Here is a 25,204-nt window from a genome sequence, read left to right as displayed (position 1 = left end):
GCATCTCTGCTTTTTAATTATTCAGTTGTAACACATGTATTGTAATCCTACAGAAGGTGTGAATAAAATCAAAAAATCTGCTTGTAAAATGTCGCATTTTGTGAGAAAATAGAACCAAGTATGATGTGATAAATTTAACAAAGGGCACTGTACTTGATCAAATTCATTTTTGAAAGGAGTTTTTACACATGATTTATTCACAGGAAGTAGAAGAGATGTGCACAGTTGCACAGGGCGTTCATCATGGCGCTGCTCCAATCCCAGAAGAAGCAAAATGGGTAAAATCAAAAGAAATCAAAGACATTTCCGGCCTGACACACGGCGTAGGCTGGTGTGCTCCGCAGCAGGGTGCCTGTAAGCTGACACTGAATGTAAAGGAAGGTATCATTCAGGAAGCTCTGGTAGAGACCATCGGATGTTCCGGTATGACCCACTCCGCAGCTATGGCTTCTGAGATCCTTCCAGGCCTGACTGTTTTAGAGGCATTAAATACAGACTTAGTATGTGACGCGATCAACACTGCTATGAGAGAGCTGTTCTTACAGATCGTTTACGGAAGAACACAGAGTGCATTCTCTGAGGAAGGACTTCCGGTAGGCGCTGGTCTGGAAGATTTAGGAAAGGGTCTCCGTTCACAGGTAGGTACCATGTACGGAACCTTAAAGAAAGGTCCTCGCTATCTGGAGATGGCAGAAGGTTATGTAACCGGCATTGCGCTGGATGCAGACGACCAGATCATTGGTTATCAGTTCGTAAGCCTTGGCAAGATGACTGATTTCATCAAGAAGGGTGACGATCCTAACACTGCATGGGAGAAGGCAAAGGGCCAGTATGGCCGCGTTGCTGACGCTGTTAAGATTATCGACCCACGTAAAGAATGATGAAGACCAATTAGGAGGATAAGAAGATGGCATTATTTGAATCATATGAGAGAAGAATTGACAAGATCAATTCCGTATTAAACAGCTATGGCATTGCTTCTATCGAAGAAGCTGAGAAGATCACAAAGGATGCAGGCCTGGATGTATATGATCAGGTGAAGAAGATCCAGCCGATCTGCTTTGAGAATGCTTGCTGGGCTTACACAGTAGGCGCTGCAATCGCAATCAAGAAGGGATGTAAGAAGGCTGCTGACGCTGCTGCAGCTATCGGTGAAGGCCTTCAGGCATTCTGTATCCCAGGTTCCGTTGCTGATCAGCGTAAGGTTGGCTTAGGACATGGTAACTTGGGCAAGATGCTTCTGGAAGAAGATACCGACTGCTTCTGCTTCTTAGCAGGCCATGAGTCCTTTGCAGCAGCTGAGGGCGCTATCGGTATCGCAGAGAAGGCAAACAAGGTTCGCCAGAAACCACTGCGCGTTATCCTGAATGGTTTAGGTAAGGACGCTGCACAGGTAATTTCCAGAATCAATGGATTTACATATGTAGAGACTGAGATGGATTACTACACAGGTGAAGTAAAAGAGCTGTGGAGAAAGTCCTACTCTGATGGTTTAAGAGCAAAGGTGAACTGCTACGGCGCAAATGACGTAACAGAGGGCGTTGCTATCATGTGGAAGGAAGGCGTTGACGTTTCCATCACCGGTAACTCCACCAACCCAACCAGATTCCAGCATCCGGTAGCAGGAACCTACAAGAAGGAATGTGTAGAGAAGGGCAAGAAGTACTTCTCCGTAGCATCCGGCGGCGGCACAGGCCGTACCCTTCACCCAGACAACATGGCAGCAGGTCCGGCTTCCTACGGCATGACCGACACCATGGGCCGTATGCACTCCGACGCACAGTTCGCAGGCTCCTCCTCCGTACCGGCTCACGTTGAGATGATGGGCCTGATCGGAATGGGCAACAACCCAATGGTTGGCGCTACGGTTGCTGTGGCTGTTTCCATCGAGGAAGCTGCGAAGGAAGGCAAGTTCTAAAAAGTTAAGAATCGTTTCAGCTTGTAAAAACAAAGCCCTTGGGAAGTATCATTCCCAGGGGCTTTTTTGATTACGAAGTATCCAGTAAAACGCGCCAGTGACACGTTTTATCGGATTTGAGAAGGATATGATGAAAAATATCATTGATTCGGATTGGTGAAGTAAAAATAAAGAATATATGAAGAATTAAATAAAGAATAGCCCGCTGCTTATGATGAAAAACAGGGAAAAGTACTTAAAAAAATACACTCACATGAACAAAACATAAACTGAAAATATTGAAAGCATTTGTTCCTGGTGCTATAATTGGAGACACTACGTAAGAGGAGGGGGGCGAGTTTTCTGTGAAAAACACCGCCGCCTCCTCTGTCACCAGAGGGAACGTACGTTCTCACCGCAAAAGGTGGAGATGGTCCTGGCCCCGCCTGGTTATGCTGTATCTTTTCCTATTAGCTTTGCTCACAGTTTTATTGGAAAGTCTGTTCCTTAAAACACTTGTGCCGATCCTATTGGGCGCCTTAGGTTTGGAAATTGCCGTGATCCTGATCTCCATGGCTGCAAGCCTGGCAGTTAACCATGACTCTCTTACGAGACTCAGAGATGAAAATACCAGTATTTTAGCGGATACCCTGCGGGTTTTAAGCGCAGCGATGGATATTTTGCGGAGAAGTACCATAGTATGGATCCTTGTTGCTGTTCTGATGCTTTTATATGCGCCGGCGGCTATGGCACAGTACCGCATACTGGGCAGGACCATAGAGTTTTTTAAGGAAGGCATTGACATAAAAAAGGGAGTAGATGCGTTTCTGAATTATGAGCCTCCGGAACAGGCGGACCATACTACGGATAAGAGGCAGGAGATGGAGGACAGCAGCCTCCGGGATGCCTCTGAAGATAACTCAAAAACAGAAGAGGACAGGCCAGAAGCATCAAAGGCAGAAATGAATCCTTCCGCAACTGGGGAGAAAAAGGATGACTGGTTTTCTCTGCGTCCTAAAAGTGAACAAAAGCTTGCCAGAGGACTTCAGATCTCGGAGAGTGAGCGCGATATTGTTCTTGAGCTTTCAGAGGAGGAGCGTAATGAAGTATTCTTTCTGAGTGGAGAATATCAGATTAATGATTGGGACGATCAGGAGGAGATAAACAGACAGGTTCAGCGCAAAGTGAACGATCTGATCAAGCAGCAGCGGGAGAATGCGTTTGACTCGGAGGATGGAGCGCCGGAAACACTGAGGACAGAGGTTGTTCAGGCAAGCCGCGATGATGAAACTGCTACGGAGCTGAAGAAAAAGAAAGAGATTATAGCAATCAGAAACAGTGCATATCAGGCATATCCTAAATGCAGCCTGGCAAAGCTGATCTCCGAAACATATAATGGTTTTGGCTTGGCCTATCATTGGCAGTGCGGGAATGAACAGACAGCTGAGTATTATTTTGCACAGGCAATCCCGTGGCTTTTTGAATGCCTGACATTTGAGGAAAATTCCGAAGATATTATACGAAACCTGCTGAACAATATTGAACAGAGATACAATGATATCGCCTATGTATGTTCTTCCGACAGGGCTGAAAAGTTATATAGCCAGAAGCTGGGAGAAGCCTTCGGCATGGTGGTCGTGAAATAGGGGGGATAATAGAAAATGGATGTTGATATGCTGAATGAGATTTTGAGGCATTATGAGAAGCGCGATGATGGATGGGCTCAGGAATTTGATCTGACGGAAGGCCAAAAAGCCTACGTTGCCGGCTATTTGGCGTGTATGGACAAGGGGAGGGGAAAAGAGGCTGCAGATGATATGATCCAGGATCAGATCAACAATGTGCGGTCTAAATACTGCGAACCGATCCTGAGCCTGCTGGCTGAAGAGGGGAATCTCTATCATGGAGATCTGGCGGATAAATTGGAGCTTTCTCCCAGCGGCTTAAATGCGATCATTAAAAAAATGCAGGAAGCTGAGCTGCCTCTGATTCGGACCAGTCAGATCGGTAAATACAAAATATATGCTCTCCCTGACAATGTCAGGGTATATATGGACAAAAAGGGAAAGGGAAAAACCCAGGAGAAGCCTAATACAAAGGAGGAGACAGGGAATCCATTTCTTCTGCTGCATAACTTTGCGGAAAAGGCCGGGGACAGCTGGAGGGAGGATTTTTGTTTGCTTCTTCAGGGAGAAGAGGAGCGGTATTGTGAGGAGCTGGTAAGTGAATTTGATGCGTTGATGGAATGTATTGTAGAGATCAGGCTTCAGGAGCCGGAAAAGGTTGATAAAGTGAGGAGCTTCCTAAAAAATGAGGTTCTGTTGTATTTACTTGACGATTATATAGATTCAAAGATTCAATATGAGCAAAAGGTAAAGAAATTGCTTGGGGAAGAGAAAAATGCACGTGATCTAAAGCAGATAAAACAGGCTGTCAGGAAGATGGAGGAGTCCCCTTAGCCTGTTTTATTCCTAACTCCTGGATACCAAAAATACCTCACAAGAATAATCCCCATCCCCAAAAGAATACCTTCAAACACATAAATCAAACATTGTTCTGCTGAGCCCACGCCGGAGCCGCTGCCGGACTGGGAAGAGGGATAGAGGTTTAACAGCTGGTCTTCGGGGATCTCCGTGCCTTGTTTATCGTAGTACCGGATATTTCCAGCATAGAGGGAAAGCCGCTCTCCTGTCTCGATGATCTCAATACAAGGTGTGGAGAGTGCTTTTCCCTGATACAAAACATCCCCATTCCTCTCAAAGTCTCCATAAACCTGAAAGCTGTCAACATCCGGCAGCTCATTCAGGCCATAGATGATCAGATAGTTTCTGCCGCCGATCGTTCTTGCAGAAGCGTTATACAGGGGCCAGTTAGAATTACTGCAGTGATTGAAACGGTACTTGCCGAAAATTCCACGTTCTAATTGGGCAATGCCCCAATAGCCTTCGTGATTCTTTTGGGAATATAGGACATACAGGTATTTTCCAATGCGCTCTGTTTCAAGAACATCGACTTCAAGATCCATTGTAAAATTATAGGCATCGATCTCCGCTTCCAGCAAAGAGGTGGAAGAGGTATCAACGGAAAATTCTGCATGATAAAGTCCGGTCATACAAACAACTGTTAATATGATCGACAGAAGAACTCCAATAAGCTGCCGCCTGTTTTTTTCCTTTATGAGCCGCAGGATATTATCGTCTGCTTTCTGCTGGTAATTCTCAGCGGACAGCCGTTCTCCGGACAATAGCTCATTTACGCTGATGTCCAATGCATTGCAGAGCGGGAGCATTAAGGAGACATCAGGGCAGCCCTTTCCCGTCTCCCTTAATTAAAGATATTGTTGGGTAAAAAAGAAAGGTCAGTCGATTTTGCCGATGAAGCGGTAGTAGATTTCTACTTCCTGCTCACGGCTTCCGTCCTCGCCCTTGACAGCTTCGTGGACGGTTATTTTTTCAATTAGAGTGTTCAGAAGTTCGGCGGTCAGCTCCACAGGGTTGACATACTGTTTCATCAGGGCAATCCACTTTTCAGCATCCGCTGCGGTCTGTACGGCGGCTTCCATCGTTTCGTGAAGCTGTCTTATTTTTGTTTCAAGCTCCTTTTGCTCGTTCTGGTACTTCTCGGACAGCATATTGAAGTTATACTCGGTTATGCGTCCGGCAGACCAGTCCTCATACATTTTAGCAAACAGCCCGTCAACCTCGGCTTTACGCTTCTCTGCCTTTTTCAGCTCCGCAGCCTGCTTTTTCTTCGCAGAGTTTCTTTCCCTGTCGCTGGCATTGAGCAGGCGTTTCAGCAGCTTGTCCTCGTCTTTCTGTGCCAGCATAGACCAGTATTGCAGTCTTGCAAGCACATAGGCATACAGTACATCATAGCGGATATAGTGCATGGAACACTGGCGTAATCCCTGCCCGTTCTTGCTGCAATGGTAGTACCCGTATGGGTTCTTATTCTGCTTGTTTTCCCCATAGGCTAAAGACCATCCGCAGTCTGCACATTTTATCAATCCTGCGAAAATCTGTGTCGTACCGTTTCTGCGTTTCCTGCGTCTGCTTGCAATCAGCTCCTGAACTTTTTGGAACACTTCTTCAGAAATGATGGCTTCGTGGGTATTTTCCACACGATACCATTCTTCCTGCGGCTTCCGCACCTTTTTCTTGTTCTTGAATGAAATGTTGCTCTGCTTGTTGTGAATGCTGTGACCGATGTAGGTTTCCTCTTTCAAAATGCTCTTGACCTGTGCTATCGTCCACGCATAGGCTTTTTCTGCGGGCGCACCGGCGTAGATATTGGCGAAAGTCCCGTATCTTTCATAGTTCAGCCAGCCGGGGGTAGGTACTTTTTCCTCCACCAGAATCCGTGTAATGCTGGCGGCTCCACGCCCGTGTACAGCAAGGTCAAAAATCTTCTCTACAATCCAGCGTGTTTCCGGGTCGATCAGAAGATGACCTTTTTTGTCCGGGTCTTTTACATAGCCCAGCGGTGCATAGGCTCCATAGTGTGCGCCATTGGCAAATCTTGTGTGCATGGCAGCCTTGACCTTTTTGCTGGTCTGTCGGGCGTGCATTTCATTCAGGATGTTTAAGAACGGTGCAAGCTCGCTTTCTCCGTTGATGGTGTCCACATTGTCATTGATGGCAATGTAGCGTACTCCCTTGCTGGGGAAATAGATTTCCGTGTACTGACCGGTCAGGATATAGTTTCTTCCCAGACGGGATAAGTCCTTTGTGACAACGCAGTTGATTTTCCCGTCTTCGATGTCATCAATCATCCTTTGGAAACTTGGACGCTCGAAATTTGTCCCACTCCATCCGTCGTCAATGTACTCGTCTACAACGGTCAGCCCATGCTCTGCGGCATACTGTCTAAGCATCATGCGCTGGGTCTGGATACTGCCGCTTTCCCCCTGTAATTCATCGTCACGGCTCAATCTCAAATATAGTGCAGTGTTATAAATCGTTGTATTGTATGGTTGTTTCACGGTTAAAAATCCTCCTTCTAAAAGAAACAACCCACGCTTATACAATACTCGCTGGTACAAGTATATCATAAGCGTGGGCTGATTGACAGTCGTTATTCCGTATTTTTTCAGGAAGCGGCGGCAGCGTGCTGGATCACATCTTCCAGCAGGCTGTCAAGCGGCTTCCCATCCTGTGCGAAATGCTCCGATACCTTGATACGGACTTTCCCCATGACAAAATACTGGGTGCCGTCTTTTTCGGTAAGCAGGGTGCCGCTGTTTTTGTTATTGCTCTCGTTTTTGCTTTTTGCCATAGGCAGTTACCTCCATAAATGAAATATGCCCGACAAGGGAATGTCAGACAGGTGTACAGCCGCAGACTGTCTCCGTGTCAACCAAACCGTGTCAACCGGCAGAAAAGACTTTGAAAACAATCCATAGGCGCTCTATTATTACTTTTTACTTTTTCTTTGATTTCTTGGTTGACATGGTTGACAAAGGAGAGAAATGCCCCAAATATCAGGCTTTTCCCCGTCAACCGGCTGTCAACCAAAGCGTCAACCAAACTGTCAACCGGTGGCTTTTCAGAATGGAAGTTCCATTTGCCGGGCTTCTTCTTCCGTGATTTCCTGAAAACCGTCCCCCTCCGGCGGAGCTTGGTTGACACGCTCCCAGCCTTTTTGAGAACCGTATTTCTTATACCGCTTCGGGCTTTTGTAGGCTACCCAGCCCTGTATGATGCCGCCCGCAATGCCGGTATTCATAATCTCGCAGATTGCCCGTGTCTCCCAGTCTGCCGGGGAATTTAAGTTCCCCAGCGCTTCCTCATAAAGCTGCTTGGAACATACCCTGTCGCCGGTGTAGTCCTCCAAATAGGCGTAGATCATGCCGGCCTGTGTGTCTTCCTGCATAAAGTCCTGCTGGTGGGCGTTCAGGTATCGGTTCATTTCCATGCTGAATGACAGCTTATACTTCCCACTGCGATAAACCGTCATGGCTTCCGCCCACATCTGTTCGATATACGCCCTCGCCGCCGCTTCATCGTCCAGTATGTGAACCTCCGCCCGTTCCGGGTACACCGTCACGGGGAGAAAGCGCCGGTTGCCGGTGCGGTCACGGGGCAAAAAGTCCTGCCGGTTGGTCGTCCCTCCAAATACACATTGCCGCAGCCGGTCTGCCGGATGTGTCTCATACGGCACTTTGTAGGTTTCTTTCTGGCGGCTTAAGAATGACTTGATTTCCTCAATACTCTTGGCGTTGGCTGTGGCAATCATCTCCGACATCTCGATAATCCAATGCCCTTGCAGCTTGCGGTACACATTTTCATCGTCCAGCTTTTTCAAATCGTCTGAAAACCATTCGTCCCTGCCTGCCAGCAGCCGGAAAAAGGTAGATTTCCCGGCTCCCTGACCACCAACCAGACAGAGCATGACCTCAAACTTGCTCCCCGGTCTGAATACCCGCCGGATGGCTCCCATCAGGAACAGTTTCAAGGCTTCATAGGTGTATTCGTCCGTATCGGCTCCCAGAAAGTGATGCAGGGCGTAACGGATGCGCTCTGTGCCGTCCCATTGCAGGCTGTTCAGGTAATCCCTGACTGGATGGTAGCGGTTTTCATTGGCAACAATCTTGATGGCGCTCTGCACCTTTTTCTCGCTGGTAAGCCCGTAATTTTCTTCCAGATACAAAAGCAGGTAGTTCATGTCCATGTCGGTCAGCGTGGTACTGGTGCGCTCCCAGCCCAGCGGCTTCACAATGTCAATCTGCTCCGTCAAAAGGTTCAGGCGCAGCGCCCCGCGAAACAGAGGGTCACGCTGGAACACCGTCAGGCAGTTTCGGATGCTGTTCTTCACGCCGCCTTTCTGCGTCCCCTCTAATGTTTCCCGGATTTCTGCCGGTGTCTGCGCCGGTTCCATTGTGTCCATCGTCCTTTTGACCGCTTCCTGCGTTTCCGGCGGCAAGCTCTGAAATTCGCTGTTCAAGCCGCAACACCTCCTTTCCCTGTGCGGCGATCAATGCCGCTTTTTCTTCTATTTCTCCGTATAACAAAATATCCAAAAGGTATTCTGTGTAGCTTATCCTCTGCAACGCTTCCACAAAAAGAGGATGCCAGATGGCATCCTGCGGCTGTGGGGCGTGTGCTGTTTTCCAATGCTCCAGCAGGCGCAGATAATCGCATAGCACCCGGAAACAATACCGTTCCGTTTCCTGAAATCTCTGCTCCGCTGATTTTTGTCGGGGCTGTGACCTGTTGTGACGCTTCCTATCTGGCGGCGCATTGCCGGATTTCTCATAGGAAACGCCGAAGTCCTCCGCAAGCCTGACCGCAGCTTCCCGTTTCCCCAATCCATGCAGCAAAGCGGCAAAGTCGATCACATCCCCGGAAGCCCCGCAGCCGAAGCAGTAAAAGCGGCTGTCCACTTTCATGCTGGGCGTGCGGTCATTGTGGAATGGACAGCAGACCATGCCGTTTCTCCCCACCCGGATTCCATAGAATGAAGCAGCCTGCCGGGTGGTAACAGACTGTTTCACCGCTTCAAATACATTCAAATGCTCCCTCCATAAAAATACTGGTAGCGGTAAAGCTGCCGGTTATATCATAGCTCCATCTCATGTTTCTTTCTCTGTACTGCCTGTGGCTGCTCCCTCCGGCGCAGTGCGGTATCTACGGCGTTCTGCACCTGCCGTAGCCGTATGACTTCCTCCCGGAGTGGCTTGTGCTGCGGAGACAGTTCGGCATACTCTGTTTTTAACTGTGCGTATTCCTGTTTCCATGCTTTCAGGGCAATGGGTTTTCCGTCCAGTTTTTCTTTCAAAATACGGCGGGCGGCATAAAACAGCCGTAACTCCGCATCGTGGGATGTTTCAAATTTCTCCCTCTGTTTCTTAAACTTGATATTGTTCAATTCCGTATGAACAGGTTTTAGCCGCTGGTAATTCTCGCCCTCCCGTATCAATTCCTGCAATTCCTTTATCCGGGCAGATTTCTTTTTCATGGAGTCGCTTAACGCTTCAAATTCTTCGTTGACAGAGGAAAGACGCTCCTGCAAATCCTCTAATGTGAGCAGCTTGTTTTCCGTCAGATAATTGACGGCTTCGGCAAACTGCTTTAAGTTTCCGGTTCTGGCTTTATTGCTCCATGCCCCTGCGTTGCGCTGGTTGTAATAAGCGATCAACAGGTCGGCAAGGCTCGGTGTCTGCGGTTTGGAAAGTTCTTCTTTTACCTCTGCCATCCAGACAAACAGGGCTTTGATCTTCTTCCTCACATCCTGCATGAGCCGGTTGGTGGCTTTAATCCAGCGGTTCAGTTCCCCTTTCTCGGTGCGGATGCCCTTTGCTTCCATCTGCCGGACATTAGCTCCCTCGTGGACAGTAGGTATCAGGTCAAGCCCCTGCCGCACATAGGAACGGTGGTCGATACGCACATCCAGCCCTTTTTCCTCAAATTTTGTATTAACGGCAGCCGCCCACTGCTCCCGCCAGTGTTCCAGCGTTTCCGGCTCATGCCAGTCTGTTGTATGGACAGCGTTAAACATATAATCGCCGTTTTTATCCCGGATTCGGTTTCCATCTTCATCAAGAAGATATTCCCGACGCTGTTTTTGTCCCCATGTGCCATCCGGGTTCAAAGGGCGCATGGTTGTCATCACATGAAAATGCGGGTTAGGGATGCCGCCGTCCTCTTTCTCCGGGCTGTGAAAAGCAAGGTCGGCAATCATGCCTTTTGTCACAAACTGCTCCTGTACGAACTTCCTCGCCAGCTCCATGTTTTCTTCCAGCGTCAATTCATTCTGCATGGCAATATCAAAGGAATAGGCAAGCTGTGCTTTTGGATGTTTCTCGCAGTTCTCCACAGCATTCCAGAGGGTCGCCCGGTCAAGATATATTTCCGGCGCATGGGGCGGCAGCATGATTTCCGAAGCGATCACGCCGCCCTTTTTGGTGTAGTCGCTGACTTCTCCATAGTAGCTGCTGTAAAGACGCTCCCCGGCTCGATAGGCTACGCTGGCAATGGCGCTCTGACCGGCGCTGCGCTTGATCTGTGCGATTGAAAAATGATAAAGTGCTATCCTTAGTCACCGCCTTTCTCCTGCCCGGAAATACGGGCGTGGTTCTCTGTGGCAGACCGGATGAAATGCTCCGCCTGTGGCAGATTCAAAATGCTTTCCATGAGGGAATAAAATTCCGCTTCGGATAGCTCCTTTGTCTGTGGTGCAATGCTCTCAATAGCTGCCCCACGGGTAATCAGCCGGTGCGTCCTCTGTTTCCGGGAACCGCTTTCCAGATACGCCTGCCGGTTTTTCAAACGCTGCATTTTCCGTTTTTCCTGTTCCAGCAGGACAGTGGTTTTTTCATATTCCTGCTTCAACTGTTCCAAAGATTTTTCCATGTTCTCACATCCTTTGCTGATAAGATAAAGAAAGACCATCCGCAGACAGTCCGTGTGTCAGTGCTTCTATAAAACCCGATGAAAAGGGAAAACCGCAGAGCGGATTTCTCTTTGCGGCGGGTACACAGGGGATAGCCGCTTTAGCGGCGCAAGGGGGTGTAGCCACCTTGTCGGAGCGAAGCGAACGCAGACCTCGGATTGCTGATTTTATCAGCGGCAGAGGTAAGCTCCGCAGGACGCACGATACATGGTCTTTAGACTATGTATAGAAGTGCGCCCTTAGTTCCTAAGGGATTTTGCCGTTTCCGGCAGTCTTGTCCTTTTTCTTGGAACGCTTGGAAAGATACTTCGGGCAGTCAACCACAACCGCCCGGAAGCTCTGTTTACATTCGTGCTGGCATTTCCGGCACAATTCGTTGTAAGTGATACGGCTGCGGTCATTTAAGAAGAAAGACCATTCCAGCCGTCGCTTGTTACTCATTCTTGCCATAACCGGCTCCTTTCTCCGTTTCTATCTGATGTACGCAGATAGGCTGTTTTGGTGTAGCGTCTCGGTATTATTTTTAAGGTTTTTTCCCTCTGTATGCCCCTTTGGAAAGTACGGCAGTATTGCAGTCAGGGAATGATACCTCACGCTTATTTGTCGCTTCCCGGTACGGTTTCGGAGCCTTTTGCCATCCATTCAAAGAAAGCAATTTTGCTGACCTTGATAAGCCTGCCCCTGCGGAACGCCGGAAAGCCGGGTGTGTGTACCAGCTCATAGGCGCTCGCTCTTGAAATTCCCATAATCCGCTGAATGTCCGCCACATCCAGAACCAGCGGTAAATCCTCGTAGCTGTTCAATCTCTTTTTATCGTTCATTCTGTTCCTCCCATAAATCAAATAGGTTAAAATGCTTCCTGCTGCCGTTCTCCCCAAAAGCCGTTTTCCTGCCCCATTCCTGCGGTGTTTCCCTGCATTGGTGCGCCGGATGCGTCACTTCTCCTGCCGGTCATATCCCTTTTGGACGGTCATTCACTTGTCAAGGTACTGTGTGGCACGAAATTACCAACTGCAATCATCATAGCGGACTATCCTTGACAAAACAATGCTTCTGCGATACCATGAGTGTAACAGATATAACCGAATTATATAATTACCATAAACAAAGGCAGGGGATAGGGATGGAGAATCAGTTTATACGGCATGAGCCATGTTTTGAGAGGATTTTGTTTGTCCTGACGCTGGACAGGAAGAAAATGAAAGAGCGGATTTTGATTGGGGAAGAACAGCAGATCCGCTTCCGTCTGGACGGGAGCCAAAACGCAGAGGTGCTTTGTGATATGACACGCCCGCTGGGAACTTTTTTGATAAACTTTGAGTGTGACACGGACAGAGATTGGAACTTATACGGGCTTTCTCCGCTGCGGCAAGCCCTCCATTCCAACCGATGGAAACAGCCGGAGCTGGAGCAGGCGGCAAGCGAATTTCTCTGGGGGAAATATCTTAGCAACGACCCTCTGAAAATGTATGTGGCGTTCCGTATCTGGAACAGCTATCTGCTTGCCAGAGAACCCCGCGACCGTAAAGCTGCCTGTGACCGCTTCATGGATAAAATGAGCAGCCTGACCGGGGTATTCTATAACGAAACCATGAGCTTTGACAGAGAGACAGGAAAACCGAAACATTTTCAAGCTGGCAGCCTTTATTTCAAAGGCGCGCCGTCAGAAGATACCCGGCTTGACCTCTGGTTCCCGGACAACCGGCGCACAGAAGAATGTGTGTCTGCCTATGCGTCCCTCTACCCGTTGATTACCTATTATCTGAACAGGCTGAATGACTGGGGGCTTTGCTTCCGGCAGTGCAAGGTCTGTGGGAAATATTTTCTGGCAAAGAGCCAGCGGTATGAGCTGTGCAGCGATAAGTGCCGAAAAGCACAGGCGCTTCAAAACAAGCGGGAATTTGACGAGAGGGCAAGAGAAAATAACTATGACCTGCTTTATAAAAATGAATGCCAGAACTGGCGCAACAAAATAAACCGGGTAAAAAATACCGCAGGCTTTCCGGCTGACCGTCTGGAAAAAATACAGGCTGCCTTTTCTGACTTTAAGAAAGAAGCATTACAGAGAAAAAAGACTGTAAAAACAGGAACAGCCAGCCCGAAAGAATTTACGGACTGGCTGTATCAGCAGAGTAATGTAATTGTGGAACTGACCGAGATATGAAAAGCTTTCTATCGTCAATTTCGCATTATTGCAATAACAGATTGCTTCTTCCATGAATGAATAAGCAATATTATCATCAAACTTTTAAGTATAAACTACAAATGTTACACAAATGTCCGAGGTGCCTTTGATTTCGACAGAAAAACAGGCTGAATTGTTACAACGCTCGGACATTTCAAAAATTTCTTTGAGAAATGGCGAAAAAAGCGGGGCAGCACATGCCGCCCCGCCGATCCCAAAAGGTCATTCCATTGTCTTAATGCGGTCTACAAGAGATTGCTTATGGCAATAGCGAATGGCTAAAGTCGAATATATCAATGCAATTACTACGAGGACTGCAAAAAATAGAAGCACTTGCAAGAATGGGAAAGTATAATGCAATTTTCCGAACACTCCAACTTGATTAAATATCTGGCATAGAATATAACCTGCTGCTGTGCCGAAAACAAATGTTATTGCCATTGTCCCAAACACATAATACAAACATTCCATTCTCAACATCTTATATAATTGCTTGTTTGATAGACCGATAGATTGCAATACTCCAAATTCTTGTTGTCTGGATACAAGGTTCGTCATCAAGGTATTGCAAAGGTTGATAATACCGAAAATTGCAATAAAAACAATTAACCCGTAGATCGGAATCTGATATCCTGTCATGTGCATTTTTATGGAAGATAGTGCGTCATCAAAGCTATTAAATTGAATATCAGGATTGTCTCCGATTGCATTTAAGACAACATTTTCTGCCGCAGGAAGCTGGTTTACATCTGCATTTATAACAAATTCAGTATTAAAATTCTTCTTCTCTGGATATATCTCGGATAGTACATTTTCCGGGACAAAGAAATATGTTCCGTTGTAGTCCGTATCGCCCATGTCAATAGTTCCGACGACAGATAATTCGATTTTCTTTCCAGAAGCAGATACTATTGTTACCACATCTCCTAAAGCAACACTATAATCTTCCCATGACTTTAGCATACCGGCTGTGTCATCAATTAAGATACCATTTTTCCCGACAAGTTCTTGGTAGCTTATTTCCTCTGATAGTAGGTTATTCGATAAGCTGGAAAATTCATCGTCTGACAATCCTATAATTTCACGGAACGAGGACGGTTCTTTTTTATCTGGAAGTAAAATGTCTGCGGAACATCCCTTTATAGATTTAACATCTGTGATATATGGAGAATCTGTCAAAAGATTCATCATGCTATCGTCCAGCGGATTATCTTTCAAGGAATTGTCGCTATATTCATCGGAAAGTGTAATCAAAAATTCCTTATCACCAAATGACTGCCGGGCCATATCTTCTTCATCAATAGAAGCCAGAAATGTTGCTGCACTCATCAGCAAAATTCCTGAAAATCCCAATGATATTAAAGTCAAAATCACTTTTTTGTGGTTTCGCATAAAACCGATTTTAGCCAAATTTTCAGGAGTTAGTTTTCTCCTTAATTTTTTGGTGTTTAACTTTTCGTTTTCAGTTGTCGTTGATATGCGTACAGCTTCAATGGGAGAAATGCTTGCTGCAATTTTAATCGGCTTGCGAATTGATAGAACAACCGATAATTCAGTCAATATGGAGATAACAACGATAATTGCCAATGTATTAAGCCAATTCCAGCCTTTGGGTACAAGCACATATCCTATTAAGCAGCCAACTACAATCCCTAATGGAATTGAAGTGCGGGATAATTGCCAGCTTTCTCTTTTTACCATGCGTTTAATCTGTTTTTGGGTCATGCCAATTACCCTTAAACGGCCATATTCTTTGACTTTCCCAACGACTGAAATATAAAATAGGCTGTATATAACGGTGGAACAGGCAATCACAATTAGAATACTAATTGCCGCTACGCCCAGCATATCTCGGCTTGAGTTATCAACACTATCAAAGTAAGACGAACTATAAGCGATCTGTTCTTCTCTGATTCCATAAGGGGTCAAACAGGATTTAATCAAATTTTTCAATTCGTCCTCTTTGAATGATCCGCTTCCCATTATCCGTAGTGTAGCATTATAAGGGATGTGATCTTGAAAATACGATTGCAGAAAAGAATCAGATACCAATACTTGATACCGCCTATTTGCACCATCGTCATGTAAAAGACCGCATACAGTGAAATTTGCGTTTTTCCCATTTTGCAACGGTAATTCGATTTCTTGGTTCAATTCAACAGGACGGCCAATATGTTTCAAATAGGCTTCCGAAACTGCAACTTCATTTTCCTTATCAGGTAAGTTCCCAACAAATTCTGTGGAATACAAATACAGATTATTGCTGTCCCGAAAATTAACATTCAATGTATAATCATCAACACGGAAACTATCAACTAAAGCCTCTGTTCCTACCATTTCAATGTTGGAATCTTGCCTTAAATCATTGATTGTTTCCAAATCCACATCAATAACTGCCGCTTGGTAGCGCCCCTGTAAGAATGTTTTTAATTCATGTGATTTTCCGAATGTATAGAGCGCAAGAACGGTCATAAGGCAGGCAGCAAAAGCAATCGTTACAATAATAAAGATGTTTCTTCGCTTATCTGCTTTAATGCTTCTGTTTGCCAGCTTCTTTGTAATAGCGCTGGTATCATTTTCAAAAGGCCATGTCATAGTCTGCCACCTCCTTATTCCACAATCTTGCCGTCCTCAATGCGGACAATCCGATCTGCAAGGCGGGCAATGTCATCATTGTGGGTAATCATCACTACGGTTTGCCGAAACTCCGCGCTGGTGCGCTTGATCAGCCCCAGCACCTCGGCACTGGTCTTGCTGTCAAGGTTGCCTGTCGGCTCGTCGGCCAACACGATAGCCGGTTTGGTAATCAGGGCGCGGGCAATCGCCACACGCTGCTGCTGGCCGCCGGAAAGATTGTTCGGCATATTTTTCAGTTTATCTTCCAGCCCCAGCAGGTGAACGATCTCGTCCAAAAACTTCTGATCCACCGTGTCCCCGTCCAGCTCCACCGGCAAGACAATGTTCTCATACACATTCAAGATAGGAACAAGGTTATAGTTCTGGAAGATAAAGCCGATGTTGCGGCGGCGGAAGATGGTAAGCTGTTCGTCGTTCATTTTCGACAGTTCTTTATCCCGGACAATGACATTGCCGGAAGTGGGAGTGTCCAGCCCGCCCATCATGTGAAGCAGGGTAGACTTGCCGCTGCCGGAGGTTCCCACAACGGCCACAAACTCGCCGTCCTCCACAGAGAAGTTCACGCCGTCAAGGGCGCGGGTGATGTTCGGCTCTGTGCCGTAATACTTTTTCAGGTCGATAGTCTGTAAAATTCTCATACTCAAAACTCCTTTCAAGGCTTTCTGCCTGTTGATAAGGCTATTGTAAAACCCAAATGTCCGCGAAATGTTACAGCGGCCAAAAAATTTCATTGAAAATCGGGGGTGAAATGTTACAACGCTCGGACATTTCCGCCGAAAAACTGCCACTGGCAGCTTTATCGGCACACTGTTGCGAAAAGACTTACGGCGGGCAGCCGAGAATGACCGTCCGCCGCATTCTATTTTGTCGGCAGCATAATGGAAAATTCTGAACCCTTGCCCGGCTCCGAAACCACTTTGATATAGCCGCCTTGCCGCGTTACGATCTCGCGGGCCAGATACAGGCCAATGCCCACGCCCTGCTGTTCGTGTACTTCTTCCTCACGATAGAAGCGCCGGAAGATGGCAGCCTGATTGCTTTCGGAAATGCCCTTGCCGGTGTCGGTCACTTTGACCTCCACATACATTTCCCACAGCACCACTGACACGGCGATTTTCCCGCCTGCCGGGGTGTACTTCACTGCATTGTCCAGCAGGTTAAAGAGGGCTTCGGATGTCCACTTGCTGTCATGGAAAACGGTCAAATCCTCCGGGCAGTCCACGGACACAGCGATTTCCTTTTTCTCCGCTGCATACACAATCCCACTCATGGCCTGCGCCACGGTATCAAAGAGGCGACCCGGTTTCTTATCCAACTGGATCACGCCCGTTTCCAGCCGTGAGGTTTTCACAAGGGCCTGAAAGAGAAAGTCCAGCTTATCCGTCTGGCTGCGGATTCCCCGGATAAAGTCGGTGCGCTCCGCCTCGGTCATGGGCTTTTCCAGCAGGGTGTCCGTCGCCATTTTCAGATTGCTTACCGGCGTTTTCACCTGATGGGAAATATCCGATACAAGGGTCTGTAACTCCTGCCGTTCCTCGTCCACCCGGCGGCGGTTCTCCTGCATGATCTGGTAAAGCCTTGCCAGCCGGTGTCCGATTCTGGCAAGCTGGGTTTCGCTGTCCTCTGGCCGCTGGGGCGCTTCATTCCCGGCGATCATGTGGTCTAAGGTCTGGCACAGGTCAGCGGTAAACTGCGACAGCCGCTTTCCAAACGCCTGCGTCAGTACAAAAATCCCCACAAGGGCGCACAGCAGCAGCGTCCCGCCTGTCAGCAGCACCGCAATCTGTTTTGTCACAAGAAACAGGGCTATGGTGATCCCGGACATGGAGAGGACAAGCTCCATTGCCACCCGGCCAAACAGCCGCTTTACCGAGAGGTTTTGAAACTTCATTTTACCTCGCCTCCCGTCCATTGATACCCCATGCCGTAAACGGTCTTGATGTAGGGTGCGCCGCCGTCGGCTTCAATCTTGCTGCGAATACGGCTGATGGAGGTTGTCAGGGTGTGTTCGTCCACAAACCGCTCGTCTATATCCCACAGCTTTTCCAAAAGTTGCCCACGGGTCAGCACTTGCCGGGGATTTTTACGAAACAGGTTCAGCATTTTGTACTCCATCGGGGATAGAGTCAGGGGCTTGCCGTTTAAGGAAGCCGTCTGCTCCGAGAAGTCCAGAAACAACCGCCCGTCGTCGTAAATGTCCTTGGCCGGTTTGTGGTGTTCCAGCATGGCGAACATGGCTTTGATTTTTCGCTGCAAGGCCCCGATCACAAAGGGCTTTGTGATGTAGTCCACCGCGCCCACCTCATAGCCCCGTATCTGGTCGCTCTCCTGATCGTTGGCGGTCAGGAATATTACGATGGTGTCCGGGTGCTGGGGCTTTATCAGCTTGCACAGTTCAAAACCGTTCCCGTCCGGCAGGTTGATGTCCAGCAGCACTAAATCAAATTCCCGCTGGCGGATGGCTTCGGCTGCGGTTCTGGCATTTAGGGCAGAAGTCACGCCGTAGCCGTCTGCGGTCAGGTTATAGTCTAACATCTTATTCAAAAAACTGTCGTCCTCGACAATTAAAATCTGCTCCATATTCTCACTTCCTTTGCTTTTTGCAGATAGTATAACAGGCAAATGTCCGAGAATTGTTACAAGGACAAATATATTTATCATTTTACAGCTTTTTTATGTGTACTGCAATTTTATAAAAGAAAGGACAGCAGTATCATCAAATTGCTGTCCTTGCGGTTTATTATAGCTGGTAGTGTATAAGCGTGGGTTCATCATATTTGGTGTGGTATCTTTAACTATGGGAAACTCCACACTCCCATTTTGAAACAGTCTTATCACTGATAGTTAACATTTCCGCAAGCTCCCGCTGAGTGAGGGAATGCTCCCTGCGCATTTGGGCGATAAATTTTCCTGTTTTTATCTGGTCCATGGGGTACTCCTTTCAGGTATTTGCAATACTATTATAGCAAAATCCGCCGAAAAGAACACCCACGGACCGTAGAGACCGTAAAATCGGCCCTATAAGCTAAGATTATTCCCCATCCGGCACAGTCCTCTTAAGGGCAAACAGCACGCCGATGGTGAGCAGCGTTCCCACAGGCAGTGAAATGAGGGCGCTCTGGGTAAAGCCTGCTACAATGTAGGTCACAAAGGAAATGGCTGCAACAGTGACGGCGTAGGGAAGCTGGGTGGATACGTGGTTTACGTGATCGCACTGGGCTCCGGCAGAGGCCATGATGGTGGTATCGGAGATCGGTGAGCAGTGGTCGCCGCAGACAGCGCCTGCCATACATGCAGAGATGGAGATCGTCATCAATGTGTGGTTGGTGTTGGCAAATACGGCTACCACAATGGGGATCAGGATACCGAAGGTTCCCCAGGAAGTACCTGTTGCAAAGGCCAGGCCGCAGCCCACTAAGAAGATGAATGCGGGCAGCAGGTTCATAAGGCTTCCTGCACACATGGACATGACAGAAGCTACATACTCGGCAGCGCCTAAGCTGTCTGTCATAGCCTTTAAGGTCCAGGCAAAGGTGAGGATCAGGATGGCAGGAACCATGGCCTTGAAGCCCTCAGGTATACAGGACATGCACTCGTTAAACTTCATGACACGGCGTACCAGGTATAAGAGAATGGTAAATACCAGGCCGAAGAAACTGCCCATTGCCAGGCCCTGGGAGGCATCGCTGTTGGAGAAGGCGGTTACAAAATCAGCGCCGTCAAAGAAGCCGCCGGTATAGATCATTCCAATGACACAGCATACGATCAGGACAAGGATGGGAAGGACAAGATCGACCACGCTTCCGCGTCCAACGTTGTCAATACCTGTTACATTGGCATAGGGACGGCCGGGTGTGGTGAACAGGTCACCTTTTCTGGCAGCATTGCGCTCATGCTTGCTCATGGGGCCGTAGTCAATGCCTGTGAGTGCCAGAGTTATCATCATGAGGATGGTGAAAAGCGCATAGAAATTGTAGGGGATCGCACTGATAAACAGGGCTAAGCCGTCCTCGCCCTCAACAAAGCCGGTAACAGCAGCGGCCCAGGAGGAGATCGGCGCAATAATGCAGACAGGGGCAGCCGTGGCATCGATCAGATAAGCCAGCTTTGCCCTGGAAATGTTGTGCTTGTCTGTCACAGGACGCATAACGCTGCCTACCGTCAGGCAGTTAAAATAGTCGTCAATGAAGATCAGGACGCCCAGGGCAATGGTAGCTAACTGGGCTCCGGCCCGTGACTTGATCTTTTCGCTGGCCCACCGTCCAAAAGCAGCGGAGCCGCCGGCCTTGTTCATCAGGGACACGATGATTCCCAGGATAACAAGAAAGATCAGGATGCCTACATTGTAGGAGTCAGAGAGCACAGAAAGAAAGCCCTCCTGGAACACATGGGTGACAGTTCCCTCAAAGGAAAAGCCGGAGAAGAACAGTCCGCCCACCAGGATACCGATGAATAAGGAGCTGTAAACCTCCTTTGTGATCAGCGCCAGGGCGATCGCCACAACTGGAGGCACCAGGGCCCAGAAGGTGGCATACATGGCCGGAGCAGAAGGCTCAATTTCTTCTGCCAGGGCAGTCATGGGAAGCAGCATGGCGGTCAGAGCCGCGACAGCAGCCAGGTGAAGGATACGGTGTTTTGGTTTCATAATATTCCCCCTAAGAGTTTTGTAGAATACTCCGGCGCAGTATAAGCCCGCCGGACAGGCTTTTGGTATATGAGAAGCTTGCCCACTGAGGGTAAGAGCCCCTATATAACAAAAAACATGAAACTGGTTCCCGAACAGGGAAGCAGTTTCATGGCGGAATCGTGCAGGCAATATGTATGAAGTAGTATCCGACACATGGCAGCGCTCCACTGATCGCATTGAAAGGGCTTAAAAGCCGATGATGCTTCGTGACAGACCGGCGCATATTTTGCGGCGGCCCAGGATACATCCCTCAGGGCAGGAATCCATCCTTCGGCGGTGTTTCCTTTCCCACAAAGGGCGCCCTGCCCTGTGAAATGTGGTACTCTTAAAAACCGCGCCTCTACCAGTTCAATATAAGCTTTGTATCATAGAAATGCTTCGGTGTCAAGTTTTTTATTTACTATCTGACCTCATCGATGTATGATAGTAACAGTTCAGACGAGGGATCTTCTTGTCCGGCTAGACCGGACAAGAAGCATCGGATGTCCATCCAATGTGGAAATCTATGAAAAAATGGCCCTACAAGCAAGCTTGACGGCTATTTTTTCATAGATTTCCCCGCCGTCTGAACTGTTACGTATGATAATAGGACAAACAGAGAGAAAATGGAAGGATACCTGCCAATGATGTACTGCCTGGCCCCCATGGAGGGGATCACCGGATATATTTACAGAAATGCATACAATGCCTGTTTTCGTCCCATGGACCAATATGTCACCCCTTTTATCGCACTAAAGCATAAGAGCGGACTGAGCACCAGGGAGGTGAATGATATCCTGCCTGAGCACAACCGGGGGATGCGGGTGGTGCCCCAGATCCTGACGAACCGCGCAGATGATTTCCTGAAAACAGCAGAGACGCTGAGGGAATATGGGTATAAGGAAGTCAACTTAAACCTGGGCTGTCCTTCGGGAACCGTGGTATCAAAGGGAAAAGGCTCAGGCTTCCTGGCAAAAAAGGAGGAGCTGGACCGCTTTCTGGAGGAGATTTCCCAGGGGCTTTTGAAGCTTCACATGAAGCTTTCCATTAAGACCAGGATCGGAAAGACAGAGGAGGAAGAGTTTGAAGAGCTGCTGGATATTTACAACAAATATCCCCTGTCAGAGCTTATCATCCATCCCAGAGTACAGACAGACTACTACAAGAACACTCCCAGACTCCGGGCCTTCGGTCTGGCAATGGAAAAGTCCGTAAGTCCTGTCTGCTACAACGGTGATCTGTTCAGAACAGAGGATGTAAGAACGTTAAAGGAGAGCTGGCCGGAGCTTGAACGGCTTATGCTGGGCCGCGGCGTGCTGGCAAATCCCTTCCTTGTGGAAATGATAGAGGGGCCTTCCAGAACGGATCCCCACTCTGCCATCCGCCGCCTGGAAGACTTCCATCAGCTCATATACGAGGGCTACCGCCAGGTCATGTCAGGGGACAGGAATGTGCTGTTTAAGATGAAGGAGCTATGGGTGTACCTGTCCCAGCCATTTTTGGGAGCAGAGCCCTATATGAAGCGCATCCGCAAGGCCCAGCGCCTGTCAGAATACGAGGCGGCAGTAGCGGGGATGCTTCGGAACCTGGAGTTTGACGAAATGGGTGGTTTTCGGGGATTTTGAGGTGATTATTTATGGGAAGTATGATATAATGAACGTAGACAGAAGCCAAAGTGGAAGGGGATGGCCGGATGCAGCCGTATCCCCTTCCATTCTGTGTTGCCTGCCAATGGTCAGGCAGTCATTATCACGCTCTCCGGATAACGCCGCAGGCGATCTTTGTTCCGGAATTTCCTGCAGGCTGGGTGGTGAAATCATCCGCCTGGCTGTGGATGATGACGGAGCGCCCCAGGATCTGGTCAATGGTAAAGCGCTTGTCGTAGAAGGAGACCCAGGCGTAACCCTCATTTCCCTGGAGAGGGAGCATATCACCTGCATGGGCAGGATGGAGGCCGCCGGTCGGATTGAAATGCTCACCTGTGTGGATAAAATCATCGCTGCAATTGCCGGTCTCGTGGATATGCATGGCATAAAAGCTGGAGGAGCCTGGAGTGGATTTGTTCGGAAGGTTAAAGAGCTCGGCCTCAATGAGGAGGCCTGCATAGGGAGTAGCGTAGAATTTTACAAGCCCGCTGATGGCCGGGGCCTGTGTGCCGCCTCTCACCCAGGCAAGAGCGGTGGGAGTGCCAAAGCGCAGGATATCTGCAAATACATTTCCCGGAGTCATGGATTGGTCTGCCATAGTATTCACCTGAAATCATTCATTCTCTATAGGATATGCGTGCCCGGAAAGAAATTGACCGGATAGAAGGAAAATAGACAAAGAGGGAGCCGGCAGAAGGGGGGCTGCCGGCTTTTGGTATGAAAAAGTGTTTTATTAGGTAAAAGGTTTATCGCCTTACATGTATTACTATACAGGGAAAATGTGACAAAAGTTTGAGCAGACCCTAAAGAATAAATAAAAAAACGAAAGAGAAAATGAAAAAAATATGAAAGGAATGCGGGAAAGGATATGTATGACAATCTGACAGAAAGCGATATCAAAAAAATGCAGGAGGAGATCGAGTACCGTAAGCTGGTGGTTCGCAAGGAAGCGCTGGAAGCTGTGAAGGAAGCCAGAGCCCATGGAGACTTAAGTGAAAATTTTGAATACAAGGCGGCAAAGCAGGACAAAAACCGCAATGAGAGCCGGATCCGCTACCTGGAAAAGATGATAAAGACAGCGAGGATCATTTCCGATCAGTCCCGGGCAGATGAGGTGGGCCTGGGAGACCGGGTGGAGATCTATATTCCGGATGATGACGAGACCGAGGTTTACAAGCTGGTGACGACCATAAGGGGCAATTCCCTGAAAGGCCTTATCAGTATTGATTCCCCCCTGGGCAAGGCCATCAAGGGCCATAAAACAGGGGATAAGGTATTTGTGAAGGTGGATGAGCGCTTCGGATATGAGGTGGAGATACGCTCCATTGACAAGAGCGCCGAGGAAGAAGAGGACAGCATAAGGAAGTTCTAAGGAGAAGGGCCGGCTCTGTCCAAAGGAATAGTGCCAGGCCGCAGACAGCAGCAAATACAGGAGGGATTCATACCATGGCAGCCGTCAATATGACAGAGGGGAGTATTCCCAAGCATTTGATCACATATTCCATACCATTGATCTTAGGCAATCTGTTCCAGCTTACCTACAATGTAGTGGACTCTGTGATCGCAGGCCGTTTTATCGGAAAGGAGGCCCTTGCAGCCGAGGGCACGGCCAGTCCGGTGATGAATATTGTAATTTTGGGAATTTCCGGAATTTGCATGGGCGCCTCTGTGCTCATGAGTGAGTTCTTTGGAGCAGGGGAGAAGGAGAAGCTGAAACGGGAAATGTCTACGATGCTGCTTTTCGGATTTTGGTTTTCCCTGATCTTAGCAGTGTCAGGCATCCTGTTTTCAAAGCCCCTTTTGGCAGCACTCTACGTGCCGGGAGAGCTTTTGAACATTGCATCCACTTATCTGTCCATCATATTCATAGGAGCGCCCTTTACCTATTTTTATAATGCGGTCTCCGCCGCGCTGAAGAGTGTGGGGGACTCCAAAACACCTCTGAAATTTTTGGCATTTTCTTCCATATTAAATGCGGTGCTGGACCTTATTTTCATCGGAGGACTGGGCTTTGGCATTGTCTGCTCTGCTACCACGACTGTGATCGCCGAGGCAGCGTCGGCAGCACTGTGCATCATCTATGTGTACAGAAAGATCCCTATGCTCCGGCTGGGAAGAGGAGAGTTTACCATCGACCGTCAGCTGCTGAAGCAGACCTTAAGCTACGGGAGCATCACAGCCCTGCAGCAGTCCTGCCAGCCCATCGGGAAGCTCCTGATACAGGGAGCTGTGAACCCTCTGGGCGTGGACATGATCGCTGCCTTCAATGCGGTGAACAGGATCGACGACTATGCATTCACGCCGGAGCAGAGCATTTCCCACGGTATCACGACCTTTGTGGCACAGAACAGGGGAGCGGGGAAAAGGGAGCGGATCCGCGCAGGCTTTCGCAGGGGACTTATGCTGGAGGCCTGCTACTGGGTATTTATCTGCACGGTGATCACGCTGCTCAGAGCCCCTCTTGTAAGCCTGTTCGTGCCTGCGGGAAATGAACGGATCGTGGAGCTGGGCAGCAGTTATCTGGCAATGATGGCCCTGTTCTATCTCTTTCCGGCATTTACCAATGGGATCCAGGGCTTTTTCAGAGGCATGGGGAATATGAGCATTACCCTCCTTGGAACCTTTACACAGACCAGCCTGCGTGTGATCTTCGTGTACCTTCTGGCTCCCAGGATCGGGATACAGGGCGTAGCCTATGCCTGCGCAGTTGGCTGGAGCGTGATGCTCATGGTGGAGATCCCTTACTATTTTTGGTTTATGAGAGACAAATGATGGAAGGCTGA

General features: G+C 48.4%; 24 protein-coding genes and 1 riboswitch. Of the genes, 8 read left to right on the top strand and 16 right to left on the bottom strand.

The window, feature by feature from the left end:
• The first annotated feature begins 188 nt into the window (after positions 1–188).
• The 4 genes from LIZ87_RS12055 to LIZ87_RS12040 all read left to right on the top strand — a co-directional run bounded on the left by LIZ87_RS12055 (position 189) and on the right by LIZ87_RS12040 (position 4,356).
• Entirely contained in the window at positions 189–881 is a 693-nt protein-coding gene (locus LIZ87_RS12055) for an iron-sulfur cluster assembly scaffold protein (RefSeq protein WP_227147274.1), read from the top strand.
• Between the two features lie 26 nt (positions 882–907).
• Positions 908–1,918, top strand: coding sequence for a GGGtGRT protein (locus LIZ87_RS12050; protein WP_227147272.1), 1,011 nt, complete (start codon positions 908–910; stop codon positions 1,916–1,918).
• A 497-nt stretch (positions 1,919–2,415) separates the two neighbouring features.
• Positions 2,416–3,543 carry a hypothetical protein gene (locus tag LIZ87_RS12045; protein ID WP_227147269.1) on the top strand — a complete coding sequence of 376 codons (1,128 nt, stop codon included), beginning with the start codon at positions 2,416–2,418 and terminating at the stop codon, positions 3,541–3,543.
• Positions 3,544–3,558: 15 nt separating this feature from the next.
• Positions 3,559–4,356, top strand: a complete 798-nt coding sequence (locus tag LIZ87_RS12040) for a winged helix-turn-helix domain-containing protein (protein ID WP_178313489.1) — start codon at positions 3,559–3,561, stop codon at positions 4,354–4,356.
• On the opposite strand, the gene LIZ87_RS12035 is transcribed toward LIZ87_RS12040, so the two are convergent.
• From LIZ87_RS12035 to LIZ87_RS11995, 9 genes are all read right to left on the bottom strand, one after another.
• A complete protein-coding gene (locus LIZ87_RS12035; protein WP_227147267.1) occupies positions 4,353–5,165 on the bottom strand; it encodes a hypothetical protein in 813 nt (270 codons plus the stop codon). The two genes, LIZ87_RS12040 and LIZ87_RS12035, sit on opposite strands and share 4 nt — an antisense overlap.
• A gap of 90 nt (positions 5,166–5,255) precedes the next feature.
• On the bottom strand, positions 5,256–6,878 hold the full coding sequence (locus LIZ87_RS12030; RefSeq protein ID WP_008791695.1) for a recombinase family protein: 1,623 nt from the start codon (positions 6,876–6,878) through the stop codon (positions 5,256–5,258).
• Positions 6,879–6,985: 107 nt separating this feature from the next.
• Positions 6,986–7,171, bottom strand: a complete 186-nt coding sequence (locus tag LIZ87_RS12025; RefSeq protein ID WP_004849804.1) for a hypothetical protein — start codon at positions 7,169–7,171, stop codon at positions 6,986–6,988.
• A 270-nt stretch (positions 7,172–7,441) separates the two neighbouring features.
• Complete coding sequence (locus LIZ87_RS12020) at positions 7,442–8,782, bottom strand: virulence-associated E family protein (RefSeq protein WP_009321442.1); 1,341 nt, start codon at positions 8,780–8,782, stop codon at positions 7,442–7,444.
• Complete coding sequence (locus LIZ87_RS12015) at positions 8,667–9,407, bottom strand: CHC2 zinc finger domain-containing protein (RefSeq protein ID WP_014079457.1); 741 nt, start codon at positions 9,405–9,407, stop codon at positions 8,667–8,669. Before LIZ87_RS12015 ends, LIZ87_RS12020 begins: the two co-directional genes overlap by 116 nt.
• Before the next feature lie 47 nt (positions 9,408–9,454).
• On the bottom strand, positions 9,455–10,870 hold the full coding sequence (gene mobQ / locus LIZ87_RS12010; protein ID WP_319638581.1) for a MobQ family relaxase: 1,416 nt from the start codon (positions 10,868–10,870) through the stop codon (positions 9,455–9,457).
• A gap of 59 nt (positions 10,871–10,929) precedes the next feature.
• Positions 10,930–11,247 (bottom strand): DUF3847 domain-containing protein, encoded by a 318-nt coding sequence (locus tag LIZ87_RS12005; protein WP_008816380.1) that lies wholly within the window; start codon positions 11,245–11,247, stop codon positions 10,930–10,932.
• Between the two features lie 286 nt (positions 11,248–11,533).
• Complete coding sequence (locus tag LIZ87_RS12000) at positions 11,534–11,737, bottom strand: hypothetical protein (RefSeq protein WP_004614949.1); 204 nt, start codon at positions 11,735–11,737, stop codon at positions 11,534–11,536.
• 146 nt (positions 11,738–11,883) lie between these two features.
• Complete coding sequence (locus LIZ87_RS11995; RefSeq protein WP_005362423.1) at positions 11,884–12,108, bottom strand: helix-turn-helix domain-containing protein; 225 nt, start codon at positions 12,106–12,108, stop codon at positions 11,884–11,886.
• Between the two features lie 302 nt (positions 12,109–12,410).
• On the opposite strand from LIZ87_RS11995, the gene LIZ87_RS11990 reads away from it, so the two are divergent.
• A complete protein-coding gene (locus tag LIZ87_RS11990; RefSeq protein ID WP_009244703.1) occupies positions 12,411–13,451 on the top strand; it encodes a DUF6076 domain-containing protein in 1,041 nt (346 codons plus the stop codon).
• Positions 13,452–13,694: 243 nt separating this feature from the next.
• Here the strand turns inward: LIZ87_RS11990 and LIZ87_RS11985 are convergent, their stop codons facing one another.
• From LIZ87_RS11985 to LIZ87_RS11960, 6 genes are all read right to left on the bottom strand, one after another.
• Complete coding sequence (locus LIZ87_RS11985) at positions 13,695–16,067, bottom strand: ABC transporter permease (RefSeq protein ID WP_023923588.1); 2,373 nt, start codon at positions 16,065–16,067, stop codon at positions 13,695–13,697.
• Between the two features lie 14 nt (positions 16,068–16,081).
• On the bottom strand, positions 16,082–16,747 hold the full coding sequence (locus LIZ87_RS11980; protein ID WP_227147265.1) for an ABC transporter ATP-binding protein: 666 nt from the start codon (positions 16,745–16,747) through the stop codon (positions 16,082–16,084).
• A 221-nt stretch (positions 16,748–16,968) separates the two neighbouring features.
• Positions 16,969–18,000 (bottom strand): sensor histidine kinase, encoded by a 1,032-nt coding sequence (locus LIZ87_RS11975; protein ID WP_005936000.1) that lies wholly within the window; start codon positions 17,998–18,000, stop codon positions 16,969–16,971.
• On the bottom strand, positions 17,997–18,689 hold the full coding sequence (locus LIZ87_RS11970; protein ID WP_015533258.1) for a response regulator transcription factor: 693 nt from the start codon (positions 18,687–18,689) through the stop codon (positions 17,997–17,999). The genes LIZ87_RS11975 and LIZ87_RS11970 overlap by 4 nt, the downstream gene beginning before the upstream one ends.
• Positions 18,690–18,900: 211 nt before the next feature.
• Positions 18,901–19,038, bottom strand: coding sequence for a helix-turn-helix domain-containing protein (locus LIZ87_RS11965; protein WP_227147263.1), 138 nt, complete (start codon positions 19,036–19,038; stop codon positions 18,901–18,903).
• Between the two features lie 102 nt (positions 19,039–19,140).
• On the bottom strand, positions 19,141–20,754 hold the full coding sequence (locus tag LIZ87_RS11960; RefSeq protein WP_330664596.1) for a Na+/H+ antiporter NhaC family protein: 1,614 nt from the start codon (positions 20,752–20,754) through the stop codon (positions 19,141–19,143).
• 191 nt (positions 20,755–20,945) lie between these two features.
• Positions 20,946–21,147, bottom strand: a riboswitch (Lysine riboswitch).
• 272 nt (positions 21,148–21,419) lie between these two features.
• Here LIZ87_RS11960 and LIZ87_RS11955 point away from each other — a divergent pair.
• Complete coding sequence (locus LIZ87_RS11955) at positions 21,420–22,400, top strand: tRNA dihydrouridine synthase (protein WP_227147277.1); 981 nt, start codon at positions 21,420–21,422, stop codon at positions 22,398–22,400.
• Between the two features lie 124 nt (positions 22,401–22,524).
• Here the strand turns inward: LIZ87_RS11955 and LIZ87_RS11950 are convergent, their stop codons facing one another.
• Positions 22,525–23,019, bottom strand: coding sequence for a superoxide dismutase family protein (locus LIZ87_RS11950; protein WP_227147261.1), 495 nt, complete (start codon positions 23,017–23,019; stop codon positions 22,525–22,527).
• A 270-nt stretch (positions 23,020–23,289) separates the two neighbouring features.
• Here LIZ87_RS11950 and LIZ87_RS11945 point away from each other — a divergent pair, with 270 nt between their 5' ends.
• Both LIZ87_RS11945 and LIZ87_RS11940 read left to right on the top strand, forming a co-directional pair.
• Positions 23,290–23,793 (top strand): GreA/GreB family elongation factor, encoded by a 504-nt coding sequence (locus LIZ87_RS11945; protein ID WP_178314335.1) that lies wholly within the window; start codon positions 23,290–23,292, stop codon positions 23,791–23,793.
• 74 nt (positions 23,794–23,867) lie between these two features.
• Positions 23,868–25,193, top strand: coding sequence for an MATE family efflux transporter (locus tag LIZ87_RS11940; RefSeq protein ID WP_227147259.1), 1,326 nt, complete (start codon positions 23,868–23,870; stop codon positions 25,191–25,193).
• Positions 25,194–25,204 lie beyond the last annotated feature (11 nt).

The organism is Lacrimispora sp. 210928-DFI.3.58 (assembly GCF_020554865.1).
GTDB lineage: Bacteria > Bacillota > Clostridia > Lachnospirales > Lachnospiraceae > Enterocloster.
This window is presented reverse-complemented; position numbering and strand designations above follow the sequence as displayed.

Bases quoted from the DNA above. Each gene is read 5' to 3' on its own strand.
- LIZ87_RS12055 (WP_227147274.1), top strand. From the start codon at position 189: ATGATTTATTCACAGGAAGTAGAAGAGATGTGCACAGTTGCACAGGGC.
- LIZ87_RS12050 (WP_227147272.1), top strand. From the start codon at position 908: ATGGCATTATTTGAATCATATGAGAGAAGAATTGACAAGATCAATTCC.
- LIZ87_RS12040 (WP_178313489.1), top strand. From the start codon at position 3,559: ATGGATGTTGATATGCTGAATGAGATTTTGAGGCATTATGAGAAGCGC.
- LIZ87_RS12025 (WP_004849804.1), bottom strand. From the start codon at position 7,171: ATGGCAAAAAGCAAAAACGAGAGCAATAACAAAAACAGCGGCACCCTG.
- LIZ87_RS12020 (WP_009321442.1), bottom strand. From the start codon at position 8,782: ATGGACACAATGGAACCGGCGCAGACACCGGCAGAAATCCGGGAAACA.
- LIZ87_RS12005 (WP_008816380.1), bottom strand. From the start codon at position 11,247: ATGGAAAAATCTTTGGAACAGTTGAAGCAGGAATATGAAAAAACCACT.
- LIZ87_RS12000 (WP_004614949.1), bottom strand. From the start codon at position 11,737: ATGGCAAGAATGAGTAACAAGCGACGGCTGGAATGGTCTTTCTTCTTA.
- LIZ87_RS11995 (WP_005362423.1), bottom strand. From the start codon at position 12,108: ATGAACGATAAAAAGAGATTGAACAGCTACGAGGATTTACCGCTGGTT.
- LIZ87_RS11990 (WP_009244703.1), top strand. From the start codon at position 12,411: ATGGAGAATCAGTTTATACGGCATGAGCCATGTTTTGAGAGGATTTTG.
- LIZ87_RS11985 (WP_023923588.1), bottom strand. From the start codon at position 16,067: ATGACATGGCCTTTTGAAAATGATACCAGCGCTATTACAAAGAAGCTG.
- LIZ87_RS11980 (WP_227147265.1), bottom strand. From the start codon at position 16,747: ATGAGAATTTTACAGACTATCGACCTGAAAAAGTATTACGGCACAGAG.
- LIZ87_RS11975 (WP_005936000.1), bottom strand. From the start codon at position 18,000: ATGAAGTTTCAAAACCTCTCGGTAAAGCGGCTGTTTGGCCGGGTGGCA.
- LIZ87_RS11970 (WP_015533258.1), bottom strand. From the start codon at position 18,689: ATGGAGCAGATTTTAATTGTCGAGGACGACAGTTTTTTGAATAAGATG.
- LIZ87_RS11965 (WP_227147263.1), bottom strand. From the start codon at position 19,038: ATGGACCAGATAAAAACAGGAAAATTTATCGCCCAAATGCGCAGGGAG.
- LIZ87_RS11960 (WP_330664596.1), bottom strand. From the start codon at position 20,754: ATGAAACCAAAACACCGTATCCTTCACCTGGCTGCTGTCGCGGCTCTG.
- LIZ87_RS11955 (WP_227147277.1), top strand. From the start codon at position 21,420: ATGATGTACTGCCTGGCCCCCATGGAGGGGATCACCGGATATATTTAC.
- LIZ87_RS11950 (WP_227147261.1), bottom strand. From the start codon at position 23,019: ATGGCAGACCAATCCATGACTCCGGGAAATGTATTTGCAGATATCCTG.
- LIZ87_RS11945 (WP_178314335.1), top strand. From the start codon at position 23,290: ATGTATGACAATCTGACAGAAAGCGATATCAAAAAAATGCAGGAGGAG.
- LIZ87_RS11940 (WP_227147259.1), top strand. From the start codon at position 23,868: ATGGCAGCCGTCAATATGACAGAGGGGAGTATTCCCAAGCATTTGATC.